Here is a 19,837-nt window from a genome sequence, read left to right on the forward strand (position 1 = left end):
ATCAGGGGCGGCACCCCTGATCACTTACAGTGGTAAGGTAAATGAAAACACATAGTTACTCCTGTGGCCAATTATAAATTTTGTTTTCAACGTACTTGTAAAATTCATGGTTTCCCGTCTTAGGGAGAGAAAAATCGGTCGAATGTCATGCACACTCAGAAAAAAGATCACCTGCCGCAGTTACAGAATGATCCCGGCGGTAAAGGGCGTTTATTAATTTTTATTGTTGCCTATAATGCTGAAAATACGATTGAAAATGTTCTGAAGCGTATCCCTGTCAGCTTGTCTGATCGCTATGATATTGAAGTTCTGATCATTGATGATTCGTCCCAGGATAATACTTTTGAAAAGAGTGAGCTGGCTAAAAGGGCCGGTCTGGTTCCCTTTAAACTTACTGTACTCTACAACCCGAAAAACCAGGGATATGGCGGAAATCAGAAAATCGGTTTTCACTATGCCATGGAAAATGGTTTTGACTGGGTCGCACTCGTGCATGGGGACGGGCAGTATGCGCCGGAATGCCTGCCGGAACTGGTGGAGGTTCTGGCAACAAAAAAGGCGGAAGTTGTGTTTGGATCAAGAATGCTTGAAAAACGGGCTGCACTCAAAGGAGGAATGCCCTTTTATAAATATGTGGGAAACAAAATTCTTACAACCTATCAAAATTTCATGCTTGGATCTGATCTCAGTGAATTTCACAGTGGTTACAGATTGTACAGTATTGAAGCATTGAAAACTATTCCCTTTAGTCTGAACAGTAATGATTTTCATTTTGATACGGAAATCATTATCCAGTTGATTTTTGCCAGGCAGAGGATCATGGAACTGCCGATTCCCACCTTTTACGGGGATGAAATATGTCATGTCAACGGAATTAAATATGCCTGGGATGTTGTAAAGGCAACTTTCCTGGCAAAGGTACAGCCTTTTCATATTTTTTATGATCCAAAGTTTGACTGTAAACCTGCAGAAGAACAGCAGGCAGCAGATGCTGCAGCAGAAGAGATGCACCTTGAGGCAATTCTCTCAAAAGAGATACCGGATCGTTCAAATATAATGCTTGTAGGCAATATTCCTGATAAATTAAAGGAGCATTTGCGGGAGTGTGGTCATTTTGTGAATGTCAAAAGTGCCCGATTTTTTCTGGATCATATGACAAGTGAGCACAGTCTTGACTATATTTTTCTTCTTGATGATTCCGTATCCCGGAATCCGGAAGAGATGGTGGCGAAATTGCGGGAGGTATGCATGTATTCACCGGATTTGAAAATATGCGTGACCATAGCCAATATCGGTTTTTTTCTGACCAGGCTGCTACTGCTTTTCGGACGGTTTTCTTATACCAGAAGAGGAATTATCAATTTCAACAGTTTTCACTTTTTCACCCTGCGTTCGGCCAGGAAAATCTTTGTTCAGAATGGATTTGCAATTCAGGACATTCTTGGCCTTCCTGTACCCTACAGGGCGATATTTTCGTCAAATGGTCTGGCTGATTTCTTCATGTCGGTGCACAGGGGGCTGATACGAATAAGGAAGTCTCTGTTCAGTTTTCAGTTTGTCTTTTTTGTGACCCCACCCCCTTCACTCCAGCATCTTCTGGCTTCCGCCATGGAAATTTCCGGAGAAAAGTCGAGAAAGATAGACGAATGATTATTCCCTGGAGGGAATAAATATTTTATTTATACGTTTTGAGCCTTTTGATCTGTCGCCCACCACGGCCACCGGTTTAAAGGCTTTTTTTATGCCATCAGTGATAATGACAATATATTGATGCCTGTCTGACAGCCCGGTTGACTCGGCCTTTTTTACAGCTTTGAGAAAAGCAGGGATGGATTTCATGATGGGAGTACGATATTTTTCCTGATGCTCAATATTGTCCAGAAGAATAAACGCGAAGACAGACAGCATGAAGAGAGAACCGATCTGCATTTCATTATTGCTGAATTTTCTCAGGATGTGATCCGCCGAATAAAGGATGAAAACCAGGTAGAAAAACTGGGCTATCACTATATGGCAGGGGTAGATTGTCTGGTAAAGCAGGTATTTTTTACTGAGAAAAAGGGGGGCAAATGAAGAAATAATAATAACGAAAAGAAGGGCTGTGGTTTTCAGGTAGAGTTTTTCCTTTCTGAGGATGAAGAAGAGGGGTAGAAAAATCACAAGAAGAAGAACTATCTTTTCAGTATTGACACTGTCCTTCATTTCCATGAAGAAAACTTTTGTAATCAGGGTCTGGAACCAGAGGGTAAGGATTTCTGTATTGAACAGGTTGCCGAGCATAATGGTGCTTTTTTCAACCGACAGAGCGTAACTGACTGTCACCGCGATAATACCCAGGTTTGTCCATGTTCTTCCCTTGAAAAAAAAGAGAGAGGTCAGGCAGAAGGGTACGGTCAATACGGAATAGGGACCTGACCAGATAAGGAGTGCCAACAGGACAAAGAAAAACAGATTAACTATAAAGGGCAGTTTCCATCGCCATAGAAGTAGGACAAGAAGGAGCAGGACCACCATATACATCTGAAATGTCAGTGTGATGTAGTAGTAAATATGGTTCAGTCCGGAGAGGCCCAGAAGCAGAGGGGCGATCAGGAGGACAAACCTGTTCTGGAGAAGCCCGGAAAAGGATACCGCGGCCACGGTGATCACGCAGAGCATGATGGCCATTGACTGATAAATACGCGGTTGGAGAAGAATATCGGCCCTGGCCGCCAGGAAGGCAATAAAATTATTGTAGATATTGTAGTATCCGTTGGGATGCTGAAAAATGGAACCGAGGGGTTGGTGCCCGCCATAAAAAAGATTGAAATAATGGGTGGCATCCTCCACATAGAGTCCGGGTGCTGAAAAATTATCCCATGATCGGACCAGCATGATAAGGATGTATGCCGCAAGACCTGCAAAAATATAGAATTTTTTCCCGGAAAAAAAACTGTTCAGGTTTCGATGATATTCTTCCCGCCAGGAAAGAAGAGTAGATAAATTTGATTGTGAAGTGCCCATTGAAGTTGAATGGTTGTTATGGATTAACAGCGTTCCCAGGTTTTCGAGTCTGTGAATATTAATACGGAGTTGCGGCCAGAAAACGTTTTATGTCTTTGTACATTTTATCCGCCTGTTCTGTCGAAACAGTCAAGGTGGAATCCTGGCTTATCCTGTCGCACAGTTCCAGCCAGGAAAGGAGTTTTTTGTTTTGCGTGCGGTCAAAAAGTTTTTTCTTATACCCATCGCTCGTGAGTTGGAGTGGTTTTTTAAGGGCAGGTGTACTTTGCTGCCTGTTCATAATATTAATTCCGTTTGCCAGACAGAGATTTCGTAAGTGTTTTTCAAGAACGGCAGCCAGCAGGATGATTGCGGCTGCCGGAGCGTTTTTTTCGATATAAGTCCTGGCAATATCCATGAATTCTTCCAATATTTCCGAGGTAATATTCCCTCTGGTTGTTTCCAGCCAGTTACCTTGCAGTTCCCTGGCGGCAGAAGTAAGAATGGAGATACCCCGTTTTGTTCGACTGCTGCCAGGAATGGTCACTTCCGATTTAAAACAGGTGTAGTGCTGGCTGGTATCACCAAAGATCCGGCTGAGAAGTGAAAGCCCGGATATTCTGAAGTCATGGAATTTCTGCTCATCCACAAAGGTCTGCTTTTGGAAGCCCTGGGTTTCTGTGGCCAGAACTTTGTTTCCCATTTCGATTATGTCCTGAAGTTTTTCAGTCAGGTTGTCTATGTTTTTCATTAGTCTGTTGTTTTCATGTATATTCGTTTGATCTCTGTGCTATACAAAAAAAAAATTATCCTTAGAATATCAACTCTATGCCTGCAGTAAATTATTATTTGTATGGCAAGATGTCATAAAGCAGTCCTTCATATACTCTGTTCTTCCATTTTTTTCATCAGTCATATGTCAAGAAAAAAATATGGTCAATTTATGAAACACGGTCAGGTTTTTCTGAATCGGCACAGTCACTCTTGTCGTCTTCTTTTTCATCAAAATCATAAAGGCGGACAGCCCCGTAAAGAAGAAAAACCATGGCCGTTACAGGTGCGGCTTTTGGAGCCAATGCCAGAATATTATTGAGAAAAGTGCTGGAGGTATGGAGTTGAGGTGCTAGGTATTTCAGACCGTAGTAAAACAGGACAGCGAGAAGAATACTGACCCACCATGGGATCCGGTGGAGCACGGGGGGCGAAGATGTTTCGGGTTTCACGCGTGCTCCTCAAGAATTATGGTTACCATTTCCCTGACCTGGGGATTTTTATCAGTCTCTAGGAGGCGGATATGGGCGATGGCTTCTTTGGTGCCGATCATACCGAGCAGAGATACTGCTTCCCCTCTCAGGAGAGGTTCAGGGTTTTCAAGAACCTGAACCAGTGACGGTATGGCCAGTACTGTTTTTTCCGGCTGGAGTTTCACAAGTTCCTCAAAAAGGACTGAGAGGCCAAGGCGAACGCTGAAGCGATCATCCTGCAACAGATCCCCGGTCCACGTATAGTAAGACGGCTCGCGGCGGAACATGGCAATGATATTGTCTACGTGACCCTGATCGAGAAAATCGGCGATTACTCTTTTCAGCTCCTGATCGCTTACTGTTGATTTTGTGTTTTCCATTGAAGTGCGAGTTTAATTTATACCTAAATCCTGCAATTGGCAAGTTTTCGGAGATGCGAGGCATCAAGGGCGCAGACGTATTAACATACTTCAAGCACTTGATAACGAAGCAGATTCGATAAAATTGCCAATCCCCCAGGGCAAGGGAATAAAGAAAAAACAATCTCACTCTGATAGTGAGTAGTATAGCCCCTACTGCGATACAGATAACTATCTGTTTATACAGTATAAATATTTTTTCTTTATTCCCGAAGTGCAGGATTTAGGTTATATGTGATAAGATAATACACGTTAAAGTGCTCCTGTTTGGGCCGAAAGGCAAGAAAAATCCAGATTGACCTGAAGAAAACGAGTGGCAAAAGGGGGAGAGTGTGAAAAGACAGTTCCGTTGCTTGATTCCGTTACTGCCTCTGCTGGCAGTAATTTTGCTGGGTGGTTGTGGGAAAACAGTCCATCGTACCCATGTGACATCCAGGCCGTCCGGAGCCCTGTTGTTTCTCAATGACCGGATTGTCGGAGAAACACCATGTGATGTTGTAGTGCAGCAGCGAAAGGGCGACTATAATATTTATGCTTTCAAGGCCGTAAAAGAGGATTATAAACCGGCCAGGAAGGCATTCAAGGAACAGCTTTATTACCAGACTGTGGACGATGTTGTTCCTGAAGCGGTTCATTTTGACCTGGAAAAGAGAAAAATTTACAAAATTCACATGACTTCCGTACCCTCCGGGGCCGTAGTTCTGTTAAATGGCGAGGTTATTGGTGAGACTCCTTTTACGGCTATAATCAAGGAAAGAATAGGCTCTTGCAGAACGTTTGAATTTGTCGCGACAAAGGATGGCTATCTCCAGGTGAAAAAAGAGTTAAAGGAATTTGCTCCCCAGAAAAACGGCGCCGTTTTTGAATTTCCTGAAACCATGCATTTTGACCTGGTAAAACAGCGTTAAGTTTATCTGAAAAATACTCATAGGGTACAAATGACTGGGTTGATTGTCCAGACCATGCTCTATCCTTTTCTGTCCATTGCCACCATTCGGGCATATTCACCCTTTTTATTCAGGAGCGTCATGTGTGTGCCCTGTTCTATAATTTTTCCAGCCTGCATGACTATGATCCTGTCGGCACGGCGAATCGTGGAAAGCCTGTGAGCAATGATGAGAGAGGTGCGGCCGGTGAAACTGTCGGCAATGGCTTCTTCCAGGATATTTTCCGATTCCGTGTCAATAGCTGCTGTCGCCTCATCAAGAATAAGGATGGCCGGGTCCTTGCAGAGAACCCGGGCAAAGGCCAGCAATTGTTTCTCTCCGGTGGAAAGCTCCTGGCCACCTTCACCGATCAGAGTGTCCAGTCCTTCGGGGAGTTTTTCCACAAAGCGGGTCATGCCGGTTTTCCGCATGATATTTTCCACATCGGTTCTTGTTCGACCGGTATCCAGAACGATATTGGCCAGAAGAGTATCCTGGAGGATAAGGACTTCCTGAAGGATGACTCCGATGAGTGTGCGCAGCTCATGGAGGTCAAGCTCTGAGATGTTGACGCCATCAATTGTGATATTTCCCTTTTCCGGATCATAAAACCGCAGGAGCAGGCTGACCAGTGTTGTTTTTCCGGAACCGGTGGTGCCCACCAGGGCCACGGTTTCACCAGCCTCGATTGTAAGGGACATCTCTTCAATGAGAGGAGTCTTTTCTATTTTATTATAACTGAAGGTGATGTTTTTGAACTGCAGCCGGCCTTTTGGGTTGGTTATTTTTTTGGGTTGTGCCGGTTGTTTCAGATTACTTTTTCTGTCCAGAAGTTGAAAAATTCGTTCTGCTGAGGCCATGGCCGACTGGACAATAGAGTATTTCTGGGAAAGTTCACGCAGGGGCTGGAAAAAAAGACGCATATAAGAGAGGAAAGCAACCAGTTCACCAAGGGTGAGCCGGTTCTCCAGGACTTCTCCCCCTCCGTACCAGAGGATCATGGCTACAGCTGTAGAACTCATGAATTCGGTGAGTGGCATAAAGGTGCCAAATAGTTTGATCTGCCTGAGGGCATGATGAAGAAAACCTTCGCTCAGTTCCTCAAACTCTTGCCTGCTTGACTCTTCTCTGCCAAACAGTTGCAGGATGGCAATGCCGGAGATGGTTTCGGAAAGAAAAGAGTTGAGTCGTGCCAGTTGCGTGCGAATTGCACGAAACCGCTCCCTGGCAAGACGGGCAAAGGAGACCGTGATTATCAGGGAAAGGGGGACAAAAATGGTCATGAGTGCTGCAAGGTTCGGATTCATCAGGTAGAGCAGAACTATGATTGCCCCCAGCCTGAGAAGATCATTAAACAGGGTGATGATGACAGAGGTGAACATCTCATGCATGTTCTGGATATCATTCGTCAACCTTGTGACAAGCCTGCCGGTGGGGGTGGAGTTGAAAAAGGCCATATCCAGGCTGAGAAGGTGGGAAAAGAGTTCCTGCCTGATGGTGTGCATGATGGATTGACCGATCCACTCCAGAACCATTATCTGACAGAAGGAAGCGACAAAGAGAGCACCTACGATTCCTCCGTAGAAAATTGCTGTTCGCATCAGCCCTGCAATCCTGAGGTGATCGGTCAGGTTGTGGTTGGTGATAAAATTATCGATTCCATTTTGCATCAGGTGGGGCAGGGCAAGGGTCGCACCGGTGACCAGCAGGGAGAGCACGAGTGCCAGGAAAAGCCGGGGGAGATGGGGCCTGCAGAACATTGCAATACGACGCCAGAGCTGGAAATCTCCCAGGGAAATACGGGCACCTTCTTCGCTGTAACCGAAATTTTTCATCTTTTCGACCCCGCTTCGTCAGGATCCAGCATCTGCTTGCTGTACATGGAGCGGTACAGATCGCTTGAGCGCAGAAGCTCTTCATGGCTCCCTTCGGCTTCCACACTGCCGTCAGTAAGGATGATAATACGATCCGTCATGGAGAGGAGTTTGGTGCGGTTGGAGATGACGATGACCACCTTGTCGGCAAAATAATGTTTCAGACCGTGGAAAAGCTCCTCTTCCGTAGTCACGTCAACGGCAGAGAGCCCGTCATCAATAAGCAATATTTCCCGGTCTGCCAGCAGGGCACGGGCCATGGCAAGGCGTTGACGCTGTCCGCCGGAAAGTTTTATGCCTCTTTCACCGATTGTTGTTTCATATCCTTTTTCAAATGTGAGAATATCTTCGTGGATGGCCGCTTTTTTTGCTGCTTCTTCCACCTCCTTTCGACTTGCCTCGGGTCTCCCCAGGCGAATGTTTTCAGCGATGGATCGTGAAAAAAGTATTGGTTCCTGGGCAACATAACCGATACGGGAACGAACCTGAAACAGGGGATATTGATTGACATCGTGGCCGGCGAAGCAGAGTTGTTGATTCTTTACCGGGTAGAGTCGCGTCAGTAGTTTGCAGAGGGTCGTCTTGCCGCAGCCAGTACGTCCGGTTATCCCGTGGATTCCAGGGCCCAGATGGAGGCTGAGATTGTTCAAAACAGGGCGGGGAGAAGACGGGTAGGAAAATGTGAGATTGTTAAGCCTGAATCCAGGTTGACCGGGGTCCGGTTCCGGCCCTTCTTTTGGATCATGCAGCCGGGCGACACTTGTGACCAGGCTGTGAATGCGGGCAAGGGAAGTGGCTCCCCGCTGGACAAGGTTGGCGACCCAGCCCACAGCCATAACAGGCCAGATAAGCATGTAAAGGTAAGTGATAAAGGCTACAAAATCACCAAGGCTTATTTTTTTCTGGATAACAAAAAGACCCCCGAGAAAAAGGACTACCAGCATTCCGATGTTACCCACCAGGGTGGCAACAGGGCTGATCAGTCCCTGGATAGCTGCCACCCGCAGATTATCTTTTACATATTTCTTTCCCAGCCGGTCAAACTGCTTTGTCTGAAATCCCTCCATGGTGTAGCTCTTGATCAACCCTATGGAAATAAGAGTTGACCTGGAGAGTTCTGTCAACATGGCAAACCGTTCCTGTACCGCAGAAAAGCGCTTGTGCAGTTTTCCCGAGAGTATCCTGGTACTTATTGCAAGTATTGGCATGGGCAGGAGAGCCATAAGGGTCAGGGTAGGGTGAATTGCTATCATGAAGCCGATGGCGGCCAGAAGCATGACCAGGGCATCAACTGCGGCAACCATGCCCATGCCGCAGGCCATCTGGATGGCGGAAATATCATTGGAGGAATGGGCCATCAGGTCTCCGGTTGTCCGTTTTTCGAAGAACGGGCCGTCCATGGTGAGAAGATGGGTGAAAATCCGGTTTCTTATATCTCTTTCCAGCAGCCTGGAAAAGCCTATAATCAGGTAGCGCCAGGTGAAACGGAGGATAACTACGCCTGCGGCAATGGATACTATCAGCGCTGCCGGTGTCAGGAGTTCGTGACTGGATATTTCGGTTGCCTGCAGGCTGTCAACAGCCCTGCGGATAATACGGGGAATAAGCAACTGCAGAAAATCAACGGCGAGAAGAGCGATAAACCCGGCGAGCAGTCGTAATCTGTGTTTTCTGTAGGTCGGTCCGAGCAGAGAGCGGACCTGTGCAAAGGTGGCTTGGGGCTGTTTTCTTTTTTTTCGCTTATCTGTTGTCTGTTGAGTCGTCAAAGTCAAGTTACATTGAAGAAATTAATAAAGGCAAGACGGGCAATGGTTATAAAAACAACGGTGAGAAAGAGTGGTCTGATGAAGGCTGCTCCTCTTTTAATTGCCATCCCTGATCCGATCCGTGCACCGATGATTTGCCCGGCGGCCATGGTCAGGCCGATTGACCAGATGATATTGCCGCCTATGATGAACCAGGTGAGTGCGACAATATTACTGGTAAAATTCATGATCTTTGTATAGCCGGTGGCCCGTGTCATGTTGAAGCCCGCGAAAAACATGAAGGCCACTGTCCAGAAAGACCCGGTTCCGGGGCCAAAAAAACCATCGTAAAATCCGAGCAGGAGGCCAAACAGGGCATGGAACAGAATTGGCTGCATTCTGGCAGGAATGTCTTTGCTGCCCAGTTCCCGCGAAAAGAGGGTATGGAAAAAGACAAGAAGCAGCAGAATCGGAATCAGCGGTTTAATAAAAGATGGATCCAGTGATTGAACCAGCAGAGCACCGCCGCTGGCACCAATGAGGGTGAAAAAAATTCCCGGCAGGGCGGTTTTGAGAGAGACCTCTCTTCTGGAGATAAAGTTCCAGCTGGCTGACAGGGTGCCGAAACTTCCCTGCAGTTTATTGGTGCCCAGTGCGACCTGGGGTGGCAGGCCGACGAAGAGCAGGGCCGGCAGAGCAATAAGACCACCTCCTCCGGCGATGGAATCGATAAAACCTGAGAGCAGGCCGACTAGAAGCAGTATAAGCAGGACGGTAGGTGAGATATCAATTGATTCCATTCCAGGGAAAACTCCTTGTTTTTCAGGTCAGCGGCAGAAAACATGTGGAGAACAGAATAAATCCGCTTAACATAATTGGCAACTTTTGTTTGCCTTGCTTCAGTTACGTTATATATTTTCTCATAACCCATGAATCTCAGCCGGTAATTCCTGTTTCTTTTGAACCGGCAAAATGTAATTTTTGAAATATGTCCGATAAAACAGCACATTTCCGGCTTTCAAGTGTCAAGCTGAGTTTTGTATGTATTCAGGATATATTTTGTATGGGGATTGATGTGTAAAAAAAAATTCTTTGTGAGTTGTAGTGAAAAATAAAGATGAAGCAATAAATAAAACGGCTAATGAGATCATCCTGGAATCGATCTCTGACGGGGTCTTTACCGTTGATCATAACTGGCGGATAATGACTTTTAACCGGGCGGCTGAAGAGATTACGGGTACAAGCCGGGAGGAGGCAATCGGTCGTTACTGCTGGGAGGTTTTTCGTTCCAATATGTGCGAGGGTGACTGTGCTCTGAAAAGGACAATGAAGGAAGGAAAATCCTTTGTCAGTAGTTCCACGTATATCATCAATAATCGGCAGAAACGGGTGCCCATCTCTGTCTCAACCTCTCCCTTGAAGGACGAATCAGGTGTGGTTCTGGGTGGAGTGGAGACCTTTCGGGATCATAGTCTGGTTGAAGAGTTACGGCGGGAACTGGAGGGCAGTTATCAGCTCGCTGATATGGTGAGTCGCAGTGAGGGGATGAAAAAGATTTTCGCGATCCTGCCCCAGGTTGCCAGAAGTGATTCAACGGTTTTAATTGAAGGTGAAACAGGAACAGGCAAGGAATTGTTGGCTTCGGCCATCCATAATCTTTCCCTGAAAAAGGATGATCCGTTTGTGGCTGTCAACTGTGGGGCTCTGCCGGACAGTCTTCTGGAGTCTGAACTTTTCGGCTATAAGGCGGGGGCCTTTACCGGGGCCGAAAAGGATAAGAAGGGTTTTTTTGGCTCCGCCGGAGAAGGGACAATCTTTCTTGATGAAATCGGGGATACCAGTGCTGCTTTTCAGGTGCGATTACTTCGGGTTTTGCAGGAAAAAGAATATCAGCCCCTGGGCAGTGTGGAAAAGGTCAAAACGGCTGCGCGGGTCATTACCGCCACCAACCGTGACCTGTCGGAAATGGTGGAGAACGGGGATTTTCGCCGAGATCTTTTTTACCGGATCAATATTATCAGTTTCAGGCTGCCACCGTTAAGAGAACGTATTGAAGATGTACCGCTTCTGGTTGAAAAATTTATTAAAAAAATGAACCGTATCAAGGGAAAAGCTGTTTCAGGTGTAGATCGGGAAGTGATGGCCCTTCTTCTGGGCCACGATTATCCCGGCAATATCCGTGAGCTGGAAAACATTATTGAACACGGTTTTGTTCTCTGTTCAGAGGGAGAAATAAACAGTTCTCACCTTCCCGCCTATCTGCTTCAGAGAAAAAAGACTATTCCGGAACAGGGTTCCTCTACAGCTCGTGAGGCAGCGGGAATGACGGAAAAGGCGCGGATTGTCGAAGCTCTGAAAAATAATAAATATAACCGGCTGGCTGCGGCAAGAGAACTGGGCATCCATAAAAGCACCCTGTTTCGCAAACTGAAAAAATACCAGATAACTCTTCCCGGAATTGACGGGAGGACGACCCGAAAAGAGTTGCACTGAGAGACTTTCTGCGACTCTATGCGACTGTATTGGGTTGCATTTGTGCGACCCTTTATCTCTTTCTTCCTTTCAAGAAGACATCTCTTCTTCTTTCTATCTGAAAATACAGGGAAAAAATATTTTATCACTTTGGCATTGTAAATGCAAAATGACAAGTGCCAGGGAGGAAAATGAATGAATGTAGCCATTACAGTATGGGGAAATCTGATTTCTCCGGTATTTGATTCCGCCCAGACCTTGTTGATTGCTGAGGTTGAAGGGGATGACATTATTGACAGGCGAATAGAACGAATGGATGGCGCCATGTTTAATCGTGTGCTTGAACTCCTGGAAAGCCTGGAAGTTGATGTTCTGATTTGTGGTGCCCTGTCAATGGGGACGGCTGCTCTTCTTGAAGCAGTCCGGATAGAAGTTATTCCTTTTATATCAGGAGACGCGGAAGAAATTTTATCTCTCTATGTGAATGGTGAAGACCTGGCCGACTTTACCATGCCTGGCTGTCCGCGCAGACGATGCTGTCGTGGAAGGAGATGTTCTCCGGGGCAGCAGGGGATAGGCCGGTATTTGAAAAATTAGCTTATTTTCGGACAGGTACTGGTTCGGATTTTTCAGGCTGGCTGCATGTGGAATATAAAAACGTGACAGATCATCCGAAAATATGGCATCCAATGGCGGATGGCAGGGTTTTCGGTGAAAATAAGGAGGTATAGATTATGCCAGGATTTGATAGAAGTGGCCCGGAAGGACAGGGACCCGCAAGTGGAAAAATGAGAGGCATGTGTCGCAGAACTGATTATTCAACTTTTGGTCGTTTTGGTGGTGGTCGGGTATGGGCCGTGGAAGAGGGCTGGGAATGGGAGTATCCGTTCCACAGGGACGTGCGCGTTCCGGGGCTGGAGCCGGTCGGGGATCAAATGATCTTGATGCGTTGAAGCAGCAGTATGATGCGGCCAGGGAGACAGTGGAGCAGTTGCGGGAGGAAATAGCCCGCCTGCAGGATTCAGAATAAGAAAACAATAAAACCCGAATCCTTCACAGCAGAAAATGAAAAGATATTTTTGTCCTGTGGGATTCAAGAAAGGCTAGCCGGCTGAAAAATGTATTTTCAGCCGGTTCAGGAGGTATAGATGGCACGTATACTGCTGGTGAGCAAGGTTCCAGAGAATTTCGAGGAGTTGGCTGTCGCTCTGCAAAAGAGAGACGGAATCGAACTGATCAGGGTTGACTCACAGAAAGAGGCGTTGAAAAAAGCGGAGGAGGTTCGGCTGGATGTGGTTGTGGCTGATGACGAACTGGCCGATGGCAGAGGGTTGGATCTTGTATCAGGTCTGATGCAGAATTATCCCCTTATAAACTGTGCCATGGTGAGTACACTTGCGCCTGATGATTTCCATGAATTTACTGAAGGTCTCGGGGTATTTATGCAGCTGCCTCCCGAGCCAACGGAAAAGGATGCTGTGAAAATGCTTGAAATTCTCGATTCCATTGATGCCCTGCTCAAGGCTGAATAAGGAGTGTTGTCATGATAATCAGTGTGGCAAGTGGTAAGGGTGGTACCGGAAAGACCACCGTGGCGACCAATCTGGCGGCGGCTTTGGGCCAGGGTGTGCGATTACTGGATTGCGATGTGGAAGAACCGAACGCTCATCTCTTTCTGAATCCGGACCTGCAGAATAGGGAAGATGTAACCACCTTTATTCCCGAGATTGATGAAGAACGGTGTACAGGTTGTAAGAAATGTGCAGAGATCTGCAGGTTTCGGGCTCTTGCGGTGGTGGCCGGCAAGGTTCTGGTTTTTCCGGAACTGTGCCACAGCTGTGGAGGTTGTGTGGAGGTCTGTGAAGAGAGTGCTGTTCGGGACAGCCATCGTGTCCTGGGAAGTGTGGAATCCGGAAATGCCGGAGATATTCTGTTCTCCCATGGCCGGTTGAGGGTGGGGGAAGCCATGTCCCCACCTCTCATCATGGCTGTTCGCAGGGTTGGGGCTAACAATGGAACAACTATTATTGATGCGCCTCCGGGCACATCCTGCCCCGTGATCGCTGCCACCAGGGGGGTGGATTTTGTGCTGATGGTAACGGAACCGACACCTTTCGGGCTGCACGACCTGAAGCTGGGGTGGAGGCTGTCAGGACACTTGGAATTCCCTGCGGACTTGTTATCAATCGAGCAGATATCGGCAATAACGGGGTACGGGAATATGCGGCCAGGGAAAACATCCCAATTCTGATGGAGATTCCTTTTGAGAGAAAGATTGCGGAGAGTTATTCCAACGGCAGGCTGATCATTGATGTGATGCCCGAGTGGAAAGAGAAGTTTCGTCAGTTGTACAATCAAATGGAACTCCTTGCGCGGAGTTGATGGAGAGTAACCCATGAGAGAACTGGTAATTATAAGCGGTAAGGGGGGGACAGGTAAAACCAGTCTGACAGCGGCCTTTGCCGCTCTGGCTGAAAACGCTGTTTTATGTGATGCCGATGTGGATGCGGCAGATTTGCATTTGCTGCTGGCTCCCGAGGTAAAAAAGCGCACTGATTTTATGGGTGGTTCTCTTGCCGCAATAAGGCAGGACGATTGTGTGGAATGTGGCAAGTGCCTGGAACTGTGTAAATTCGAGGCCATCTCCGAAGATTTTGTTGTGGATCCCATTGCCTGTGAAGGGTGTGGTGTCTGTGTTGATCTCTGTCCGGAGCAGGCAATTGATTTTCCGGTTCAGAAATGCGGTGAATGGTTTATCTCGGACACTCGATACGGCACCATGGTTCATGCGCGTCTCGGGATCGCGGAAGAAAATTCAGGTAAACTGGTAAGCCTTGTCCGCCAGCAGGCAAAAGAGATCGCTGAAGTGGAGGGCAGGGAGCTGATTCTCACAGATGGTCCTCCGGGAATCGGTTGTCCGGTTATTGCGGCCATTGGTGGAGCAACAGCTCTGGTCATCATTGTTGAACCCACGGTTTCCGGGCTTCATGATATGTCCAGAGTGGCTGATCTTGCAAGACATTTCAAGGTGCCGGGGCTTGTCTGTGTCAACAAGTATGATTTGAACGAAGAGATGGCCGCCAGAATAGAGAATGTGGCAACAGAACGAAATATGGAGATTGTTGGCCGAATTCCTTTTGATCCCGAGTTTACCAGGGCCATGGTGGAGGGAAAGAATATTTTGGAGTTTGTACCTGGTTCAGCCACTGTCGAAACGGTTCGCAGTGTCTGGGGCAGTATTTTGTCATCTCCTGCAATGAATAAGCTGGGGTTGAAGGATTTTTCAAAAACAATCAGGTAAAGAAAAAGTAAAACAAGGAGAAAAGAGCATGGCAAAGGTACGTATAGCAGTTCCATCCGAAGGTGAAGGCGGTCTTGACGGGAAGCGTGCGGGGCATTTTGGTCACTGTGATGTGTTTACCCTGATAGACGTGGAAGATGGTGAAATTAAGGAGGTCTCAATCCTGCCGAACAAGGAACATGTCCAGGGTGGATGCATGGTGCCCGTAAATTTGCTGGCGGAGCATAAGGTGCAGCAACTTGTAGTGGGTGGAATCGGAATGCGGCCTTTGATGGGCTTTCAGCAGGTGGGAATTGATGTATACCATGATGCTGAACGGATTGATATCAGACCGGTGGTGGAGGATATGATTGCCGGTAAGGTTCCGGTTATTCAAAATGATCAGGTTTGTGGTGGTGGAGGTGGTCATTGATCAGTTACAATGGAAAAGGTGAAGTAATGAAAGTAGCAGTTACGGCAAGAGGTGTGACCCTTGACGATGAGGTTGATCCCCGCTTTGGTCGGGCCCCATATATTCTTATGGTTGATACTGAAACCTTTGAGTTTGAGGCCGTGGACAACAGCGAAAATGTCAACGCGTTTAAAGGAGCTGGTATCCAGGCGGCGACCATGGTCAGTGAAAAGGGGCTGAAGTGTTGCTCACCGGTTACTGTGGTCCCAATGCTTTCAAGACTGTTGATGCTGCCGGGATAAAGGTGGTGAACGATGTGTCCGGAACGGTTCGTGAAGCGGTGGAAAAATTCAAGGCCGGTCCTGTAGAATACAGCACTGGTGCCAATGTGGAAGGACACTGGTAAGAGAATGGTGCCCAGGAGTGATGAGATGTTTGAGTTGATTGGGGATCACCTTTTATCGGGAGGAAGAAAAAAATGAACGATGCGGAATTTGATGCCATCGTCAATAAAATCCAGGAAGAGGTTTTTGCCGAGGCCAGGAATGCCCTGGGAGTAAAGGGTTTTGACCGGTGGCGTAATCCTCGATTCTGTGGAAAAATGACGGACTCCGACGGTTTTGCCAGAGTGAAGGGCAGTTGTGGCGATACCATGGAAATGTATATCAAGGTTGAAGGTGAGCGGCTTCGTGAGGTCAGCTACACAACTGATGGATGCGGTTCCAGTTCCGTGGCAGGTTCCTTTACTGCGGAACTGGCGACCGGCAGGAGTATTGAAGAGGTTTTCGACCTCAGCGGGGCCGATGTATTAAAGGAGATCGGTTCATTCCCCGAAGCTGAAGAACACTGTGCCTACTTGGCAGTTAAAACTCTTCAGGAAGCTTTGAATGCATACATGGTGGCACAGACTAAAAAAGGGAAACTGAAAGAATTAAATCATATCAACATTGACCATTGTTCATGAGAAAAGCGGGTTGATGATTGTTTAACCAAAAGGGGGCTGTTCGAAGCATTGAACAGCCCCCTTTTGAATCTGTAGGAACAGGATTTAGGTTGAATAATGCCAGACTGCAGAGAATTTGGCTGCAGCACAGAGAGAGAAATCCTATTTATATGGATTCATTGTCAGGGTCGGGCAATGAACGCTCTTTAATACCCGTTCCGCCACACTGCCGAGGAGAATTCTCTCAAGACCTCTGGCTCCATGTGTTCCGATGATGAGAAGGCCCGCGTCTTCAGTGTCAGCATATTTGACAACTTCTTCAACAATGTCACCTCGTATGACGACGCCATCCATGTCCCCCACGACTGTCCTGTTGTCTTCAATGATACCGTCAACAGCAATTTTGGCTTTTCTCGCCTGCTCCTCATAAATTGGTTCAAACGAGGGGCTTCCTATCATCATGTCACCCGTGGCGATATTTTCCACAACATGAATGAACCTGATCCCGGCGGAGAATTTTTCCGCAACATAGACCGAAAATTCAACGAGTTTTTTGGTATGACGGTCCAAATCAATAGGAACAACAATTTTTGTAATATCTTTCATAACTTTTCTCCAAAATACTGAATTTGGCAGACATGTGAAATGTCTATAATATTGTTTTCCGGACAACTGAGTCCAGGTCCAAACAAGTTTTTATGATGTTATGTTGTTGACATCGACTGAAACCATATTTCCCCGATTGTTTTTTACGGGATTACATGAAGGATATATTTCGGCAGGTGCGGTTAACCCGCATTTCTCATGAACATTGTGTCAATTTTGAGATGAGCTGTAGAATACAAATAATTAGCCAACTATCAGTAGTCGAACAAAATTGACACAATGTTCACCCAAGGTCAGCCCAGGCGACGCCATCTTCTGCAATATCTCAACAGTAAATATAGGCCACTATTATTGATGGACTCGTAAAAACTCCGATCTACTGCGTTGTGGGGTGATCGTGTAATGCTCGACGTACTATATGTACGCCTGCGCTTACACGACACCGCCACGCCTTGTATATCGAAGTTTTTCCAGAGTCCATCTGGAAACGTTGAACGACTTTTTACGAGATCATCATTATTTACTCTTGAAAATTTTGTAGCTGACGCCGCCTGAACTGATGAAAAATGCGGATTAATCGGGATGTTTTTCTCCCCTGATATTCAATACAATATTGCACAAACAGTCACCTGACAAGCATTGTTACGAAAAATGGTAACAAGTCACAGGGTACCGAATCTTTCCACGATCAGCCCGGCTTACGTATGACCAATACGCTGCGCCGAGCTGCTTATGAAAATCTCCGGCACCCTGTAACCTTTTACAAATACGATGATTGATACAACAAAGTTGCCGGCCCTGTGATCAGTTACGAAAAATGAGGTAGAAGTCAGGTGGGAGGGGTGCCGGTGAAAGCTGATACCGGAGGAAGACCACGGTCAACTGTAAATCAGAACAAATCGGTCATTGTTTATGCTGATTCGGAGCCGGCCACCATGATTGCGACCATAAACTTCCCAACCCGGCGCATCCTCAAATTCGCATTTCAGACACCGGGGAGAATGGATATCCTGTTCCCGGTCATTCCAGGCGACCAGGGTAGTATATTCATTTTCCAACAGAGCGAGGACATCAGTCATTTTTCTGATCGTATCAAAATCTGGGTTTATACCTTCCAGAGTTATGTGAACTTTCTGCATAATTGTATTCTTTCACTAACTGGTGGAGATGGAGAGGAAAACCTGATTGCCCATGAAACTCAATCTGCCTGAGTTTCATGGGATCTGAAAAATTTAAAAATTGAAAACCTTTGCCTCGGCCGCCATGTCGATAAGGTGGGGCCGCCATCCAGGGCCATATTGGAATGGAATTGAGCTTCATCCAGCTTCCTGTTTTTTGCGCAGGGGTACATACCCCGGTCTGCACCTCGTTTTCTACGAGATAGGGAAGGTAGTCGTTGACACAGTCACCTGTGGTTGTCTGCTGGGATCCATCTTTCTCCTTTACCGCCCAGTCCACACCCCCATCAATAAGAAAGAGGTTGACCTGATGGCCTTTTGAGTGGGCTATTTTTGCGAACTGAAAACAGCGGGTTGCCTTTTCAAAATCGTTGGACCTGAGAACAAAAAGAAAATTTGCCATGGTTTCACCTTGTTGATTGAGATAGTCTGTTTTCTGAATTTGTGATGGTTTTTAAAAACATCATTCATTTGTCATCAAACGCTCACAGAGTCAGGTATTTCCCGTCCAAGGTGTGGAACGTCTGCTTGAGGACACCACCTGGTCAGGGAATGATTATTTTGAAGATATGCAAATAACTATACAACCATGGAGGAGAATTTCAACGGATTGTTACTGAAAAACAAAAAGCGATACCTCAAAAAACAGAGGTATCGCTTGAAATGGAGCGGGAAACGAGATTCGAACTCGCGACGTCAACCTTGGCAAGGTTGCACTCTACCACTGAGTTATTCCCGCATGATTTTTTTGGGAGTCAATTATTTATCAGATTCTCTTTGCTGAGTCAATGATTTTATGAGCAGTTTTAAACTGTTCTGATCGGATGTCCATTTTTGAAATTTTTAATATTTTCCAGGGTCTGGTGTATTATTTCCTCCCGTGCCTCCCTGCTGGCCCAGGCAACATGGGGAGTGATGATTAAGTTGGGTAGTTGTGCATCAATGAGCGGGTTGGAATGGACAGGTGGCTCAACGGTCAGCACATCGGTGGCTGCTCCAGCAAGTTTACCGTTCTTCAGGGATGCCAGAAGGGCTTCTTCATCGACAATACCGCCCCTGGCCGTATTTATCAGAAAAGCCGTCGGTTTCATCAGGGCAAGGATCTCATCGTTTACCAGGTTCCTGGTTTCAGGTGTCAGTGGACAGTGGAGGGTAAGGACGTCAAGTGCCGGAGCCAGTTCTCTGAGGGTTGGTCTAGCAGAGTCACTGCTGCCTGGACGACGTCCGATCTCTACCCGCATACCGAAAGCTCTTGCGAGTTCCGCCACTCTTCTACCGTTATTACCGTAACCGATTATCCCCATGGTCTTGCCCCTCAGTTCAGTGATTGGATAATCCAGGTAGCAGAACTGGCTGGCTTTCTGCCAGCTACCCTTTCTGACACTTCTTTCGTAGGAGAGCAGGTTGGTAAAAAGAGCCAGGAGGGAGGCAAAAACATGCTGAGCAACAGAGTCTGTGCCGTATGCCTGGCAGTTGCAGACAGTGATGTTATGCTGTTTTGCTGCCTGAAGATCCACCACATCGGTTCCTGTGGCAACTAGGCAGATCAGTTTGAGAGATGGACAGTGCTGCAGGTGTTTCCGGTTGATTTTCACCTTGTTGAGGATGATAAGTTCGGTATCTTTTATCCGTTCAATTACCTTTTCGGGGGGAGTTTGACTGTACTGTCGAAAAGAGCTGCACTCTTCACGCAGCGCTTCAAAGGACAGATCGTTCAAGCCTTCCGTATCCAGAAAAACTGTCTTCATGTGAATTT

General features: G+C 46.8%; 22 protein-coding genes, 1 tRNA gene and 1 pseudogene. 12 read left to right on the plus strand and 12 right to left on the minus strand.

All coding sequences use genetic code 11. From position 1 onward, the window contains the following. The first annotated feature begins 147 nt into the window (after positions 1-147). Positions 148-1,650 (plus strand): glycosyltransferase family 2 protein, encoded by a 1,503-nt coding sequence (locus LO777_RS01110; RefSeq protein WP_228855749.1) that lies wholly within the window; start codon positions 148-150, stop codon positions 1,648-1,650. Here LO777_RS01110 and LO777_RS01115 read toward each other — a convergent pair whose 3' ends face one another. From LO777_RS01115 to LO777_RS01130, 4 genes are all read right to left on the minus strand, one after another. Further along, positions 1,651-3,003, minus strand: a complete 1,353-nt coding sequence (locus tag LO777_RS01115) for a hypothetical protein (RefSeq protein WP_228855750.1) — start codon at positions 3,001-3,003, stop codon at positions 1,651-1,653. A 58-nt stretch (positions 3,004-3,061) separates the two neighbouring features. Further along, on the minus strand, positions 3,062-3,733 hold the full coding sequence (locus LO777_RS01120; RefSeq protein WP_228855751.1) for a hypothetical protein: 672 nt from the start codon (positions 3,731-3,733) through the stop codon (positions 3,062-3,064). A 190-nt stretch (positions 3,734-3,923) separates the two neighbouring features. After that, complete coding sequence (locus LO777_RS01125) at positions 3,924-4,205, minus strand: hypothetical protein (protein ID WP_228855752.1); 282 nt, start codon at positions 4,203-4,205, stop codon at positions 3,924-3,926. Then, positions 4,202-4,606: a HEAT repeat domain-containing protein gene (locus tag LO777_RS01130; protein WP_228855753.1), complete on the minus strand. Its 405-nt coding sequence runs from the start codon at positions 4,604-4,606 to the stop codon at positions 4,202-4,204. The genes LO777_RS01125 and LO777_RS01130 overlap by 4 nt, the downstream gene beginning before the upstream one ends. A gap of 371 nt (positions 4,607-4,977) precedes the next feature. On the opposite strand from LO777_RS01130, the gene LO777_RS01135 reads away from it, so the two are divergent. Continuing rightward, the gene (locus LO777_RS01135) at positions 4,978-5,553 is read left to right on the plus strand and encodes a peptidase associated/transthyretin-like domain-containing protein (protein ID WP_228855754.1); all 576 of its coding nucleotides are present in this window, start codon (positions 4,978-4,980) and stop codon (positions 5,551-5,553) included. Positions 5,554-5,612: 59 nt separating this feature from the next. Here the strand turns inward: LO777_RS01135 and LO777_RS01140 are convergent, their stop codons facing one another. From LO777_RS01140 to LO777_RS01150, 3 genes are read right to left on the minus strand one after another with little or no spacing between them, the layout of a single operon-like run. Next, positions 5,613-7,406, minus strand: a complete 1,794-nt coding sequence (locus LO777_RS01140; RefSeq protein WP_228855755.1) for an ABC transporter ATP-binding protein — start codon at positions 7,404-7,406, stop codon at positions 5,613-5,615. Continuing rightward, the gene (locus tag LO777_RS01145) at positions 7,403-9,211 is read right to left on the minus strand and encodes an ABC transporter ATP-binding protein (protein WP_228855756.1); all 1,809 of its coding nucleotides are present in this window, start codon (positions 9,209-9,211) and stop codon (positions 7,403-7,405) included. The genes LO777_RS01140 and LO777_RS01145 overlap by 4 nt, the downstream gene beginning before the upstream one ends. Positions 9,212-9,213: 2 nt before the next feature. Continuing rightward, a complete protein-coding gene (locus LO777_RS01150) occupies positions 9,214-9,990 on the minus strand; it encodes a TSUP family transporter (RefSeq protein ID WP_228855757.1) in 777 nt (258 codons plus the stop codon). A gap of 304 nt (positions 9,991-10,294) precedes the next feature. Between LO777_RS01150 and LO777_RS01155 the strand changes: the two genes are divergently transcribed. The 10 genes and pseudogenes from LO777_RS01155 (at position 10,295) to LO777_RS01195 (ending at position 16,318) form a co-directional block, all read left to right on the plus strand. Then, positions 10,295-11,683 (plus strand): sigma-54 interaction domain-containing protein, encoded by a 1,389-nt coding sequence (locus LO777_RS01155; RefSeq protein ID WP_228855758.1) that lies wholly within the window; start codon positions 10,295-10,297, stop codon positions 11,681-11,683. Positions 11,684-11,857: 174 nt separating this feature from the next. After that, complete coding sequence (locus LO777_RS01160) at positions 11,858-12,259, plus strand: NifB/NifX family molybdenum-iron cluster-binding protein (RefSeq protein WP_228855759.1); 402 nt, start codon at positions 11,858-11,860, stop codon at positions 12,257-12,259. Between the two features lie 253 nt (positions 12,260-12,512). Further along, positions 12,513-12,692 (plus strand): hypothetical protein, encoded by a 180-nt coding sequence (locus LO777_RS01165; RefSeq protein ID WP_228855760.1) that lies wholly within the window; start codon positions 12,513-12,515, stop codon positions 12,690-12,692. Positions 12,693-12,810: 118 nt separating this feature from the next. Next, the gene (locus LO777_RS01170; RefSeq protein ID WP_228855761.1) at positions 12,811-13,194 is read left to right on the plus strand and encodes a response regulator; all 384 of its coding nucleotides are present in this window, start codon (positions 12,811-12,813) and stop codon (positions 13,192-13,194) included. A gap of 11 nt (positions 13,195-13,205) precedes the next feature. Beyond that, positions 13,206-13,913: an ATP-binding protein gene (locus LO777_RS01175; protein ID WP_329955641.1), complete on the plus strand. Its 708-nt coding sequence runs from the start codon at positions 13,206-13,208 to the stop codon at positions 13,911-13,913. Further along, positions 13,913-14,044, plus strand: a complete 132-nt coding sequence (locus tag LO777_RS21355; protein WP_329955642.1) for a hypothetical protein — start codon at positions 13,913-13,915, stop codon at positions 14,042-14,044. The genes LO777_RS01175 and LO777_RS21355 overlap by 1 nt, the downstream gene beginning before the upstream one ends. Positions 14,045-14,057: 13 nt before the next feature. Next, a complete protein-coding gene (locus LO777_RS01180) occupies positions 14,058-14,963 on the plus strand; it encodes an ATP-binding protein (RefSeq protein ID WP_228855762.1) in 906 nt (301 codons plus the stop codon). Between the two features lie 28 nt (positions 14,964-14,991). Next, on the plus strand, positions 14,992-15,375 hold the full coding sequence (locus LO777_RS01185) for a NifB/NifX family molybdenum-iron cluster-binding protein (RefSeq protein ID WP_228855763.1): 384 nt from the start codon (positions 14,992-14,994) through the stop codon (positions 15,373-15,375). Positions 15,376-15,401: 26 nt separating this feature from the next. Then, positions 15,402-15,760, plus strand: a pseudogene (locus tag LO777_RS20865) (NifB/NifX family molybdenum-iron cluster-binding protein). 72 nt (positions 15,761-15,832) lie between these two features. After that, a complete protein-coding gene (locus LO777_RS01195; protein ID WP_228855764.1) occupies positions 15,833-16,318 on the plus strand; it encodes an iron-sulfur cluster assembly scaffold protein in 486 nt (161 codons plus the stop codon). Positions 16,319-16,459: 141 nt separating this feature from the next. Here LO777_RS01195 and LO777_RS01200 read toward each other — a convergent pair whose 3' ends face one another. The 5 genes from LO777_RS01200 to LO777_RS01220 form a co-directional block, all read right to left on the minus strand. Beyond that, on the minus strand, positions 16,460-16,903 hold the full coding sequence (locus tag LO777_RS01200; protein WP_228855765.1) for a universal stress protein: 444 nt from the start codon (positions 16,901-16,903) through the stop codon (positions 16,460-16,462). Between the two features lie 878 nt (positions 16,904-17,781). Next, entirely contained in the window at positions 17,782-17,982 is a 201-nt protein-coding gene (locus tag LO777_RS01205) for an AF1514 family protein (RefSeq protein WP_228855766.1), read from the minus strand. A gap of 13 nt (positions 17,983-17,995) precedes the next feature. Further along, entirely contained in the window at positions 17,996-18,484 is a 489-nt protein-coding gene (locus LO777_RS01210; protein WP_228855767.1) for a DsrE family protein, read from the minus strand. A gap of 261 nt (positions 18,485-18,745) precedes the next feature. Beyond that, positions 18,746-18,820 (minus strand) — tRNA-Gly (locus LO777_RS01215). Between the two features lie 67 nt (positions 18,821-18,887). Beyond that, positions 18,888-19,829 carry a D-2-hydroxyacid dehydrogenase gene (locus LO777_RS01220; protein WP_228855768.1) on the minus strand — a complete coding sequence of 314 codons (942 nt, stop codon included), beginning with the start codon at positions 19,827-19,829 and terminating at the stop codon, positions 18,888-18,890. Positions 19,830-19,837 lie beyond the last annotated feature (8 nt).

The organism is Desulfomarina profundi (assembly GCF_019703855.1).
In the GTDB taxonomy this organism is placed as follows: Bacteria; Desulfobacterota; Desulfobulbia; order Desulfobulbales; family Desulfocapsaceae; genus Desulfomarina; species Desulfomarina profundi.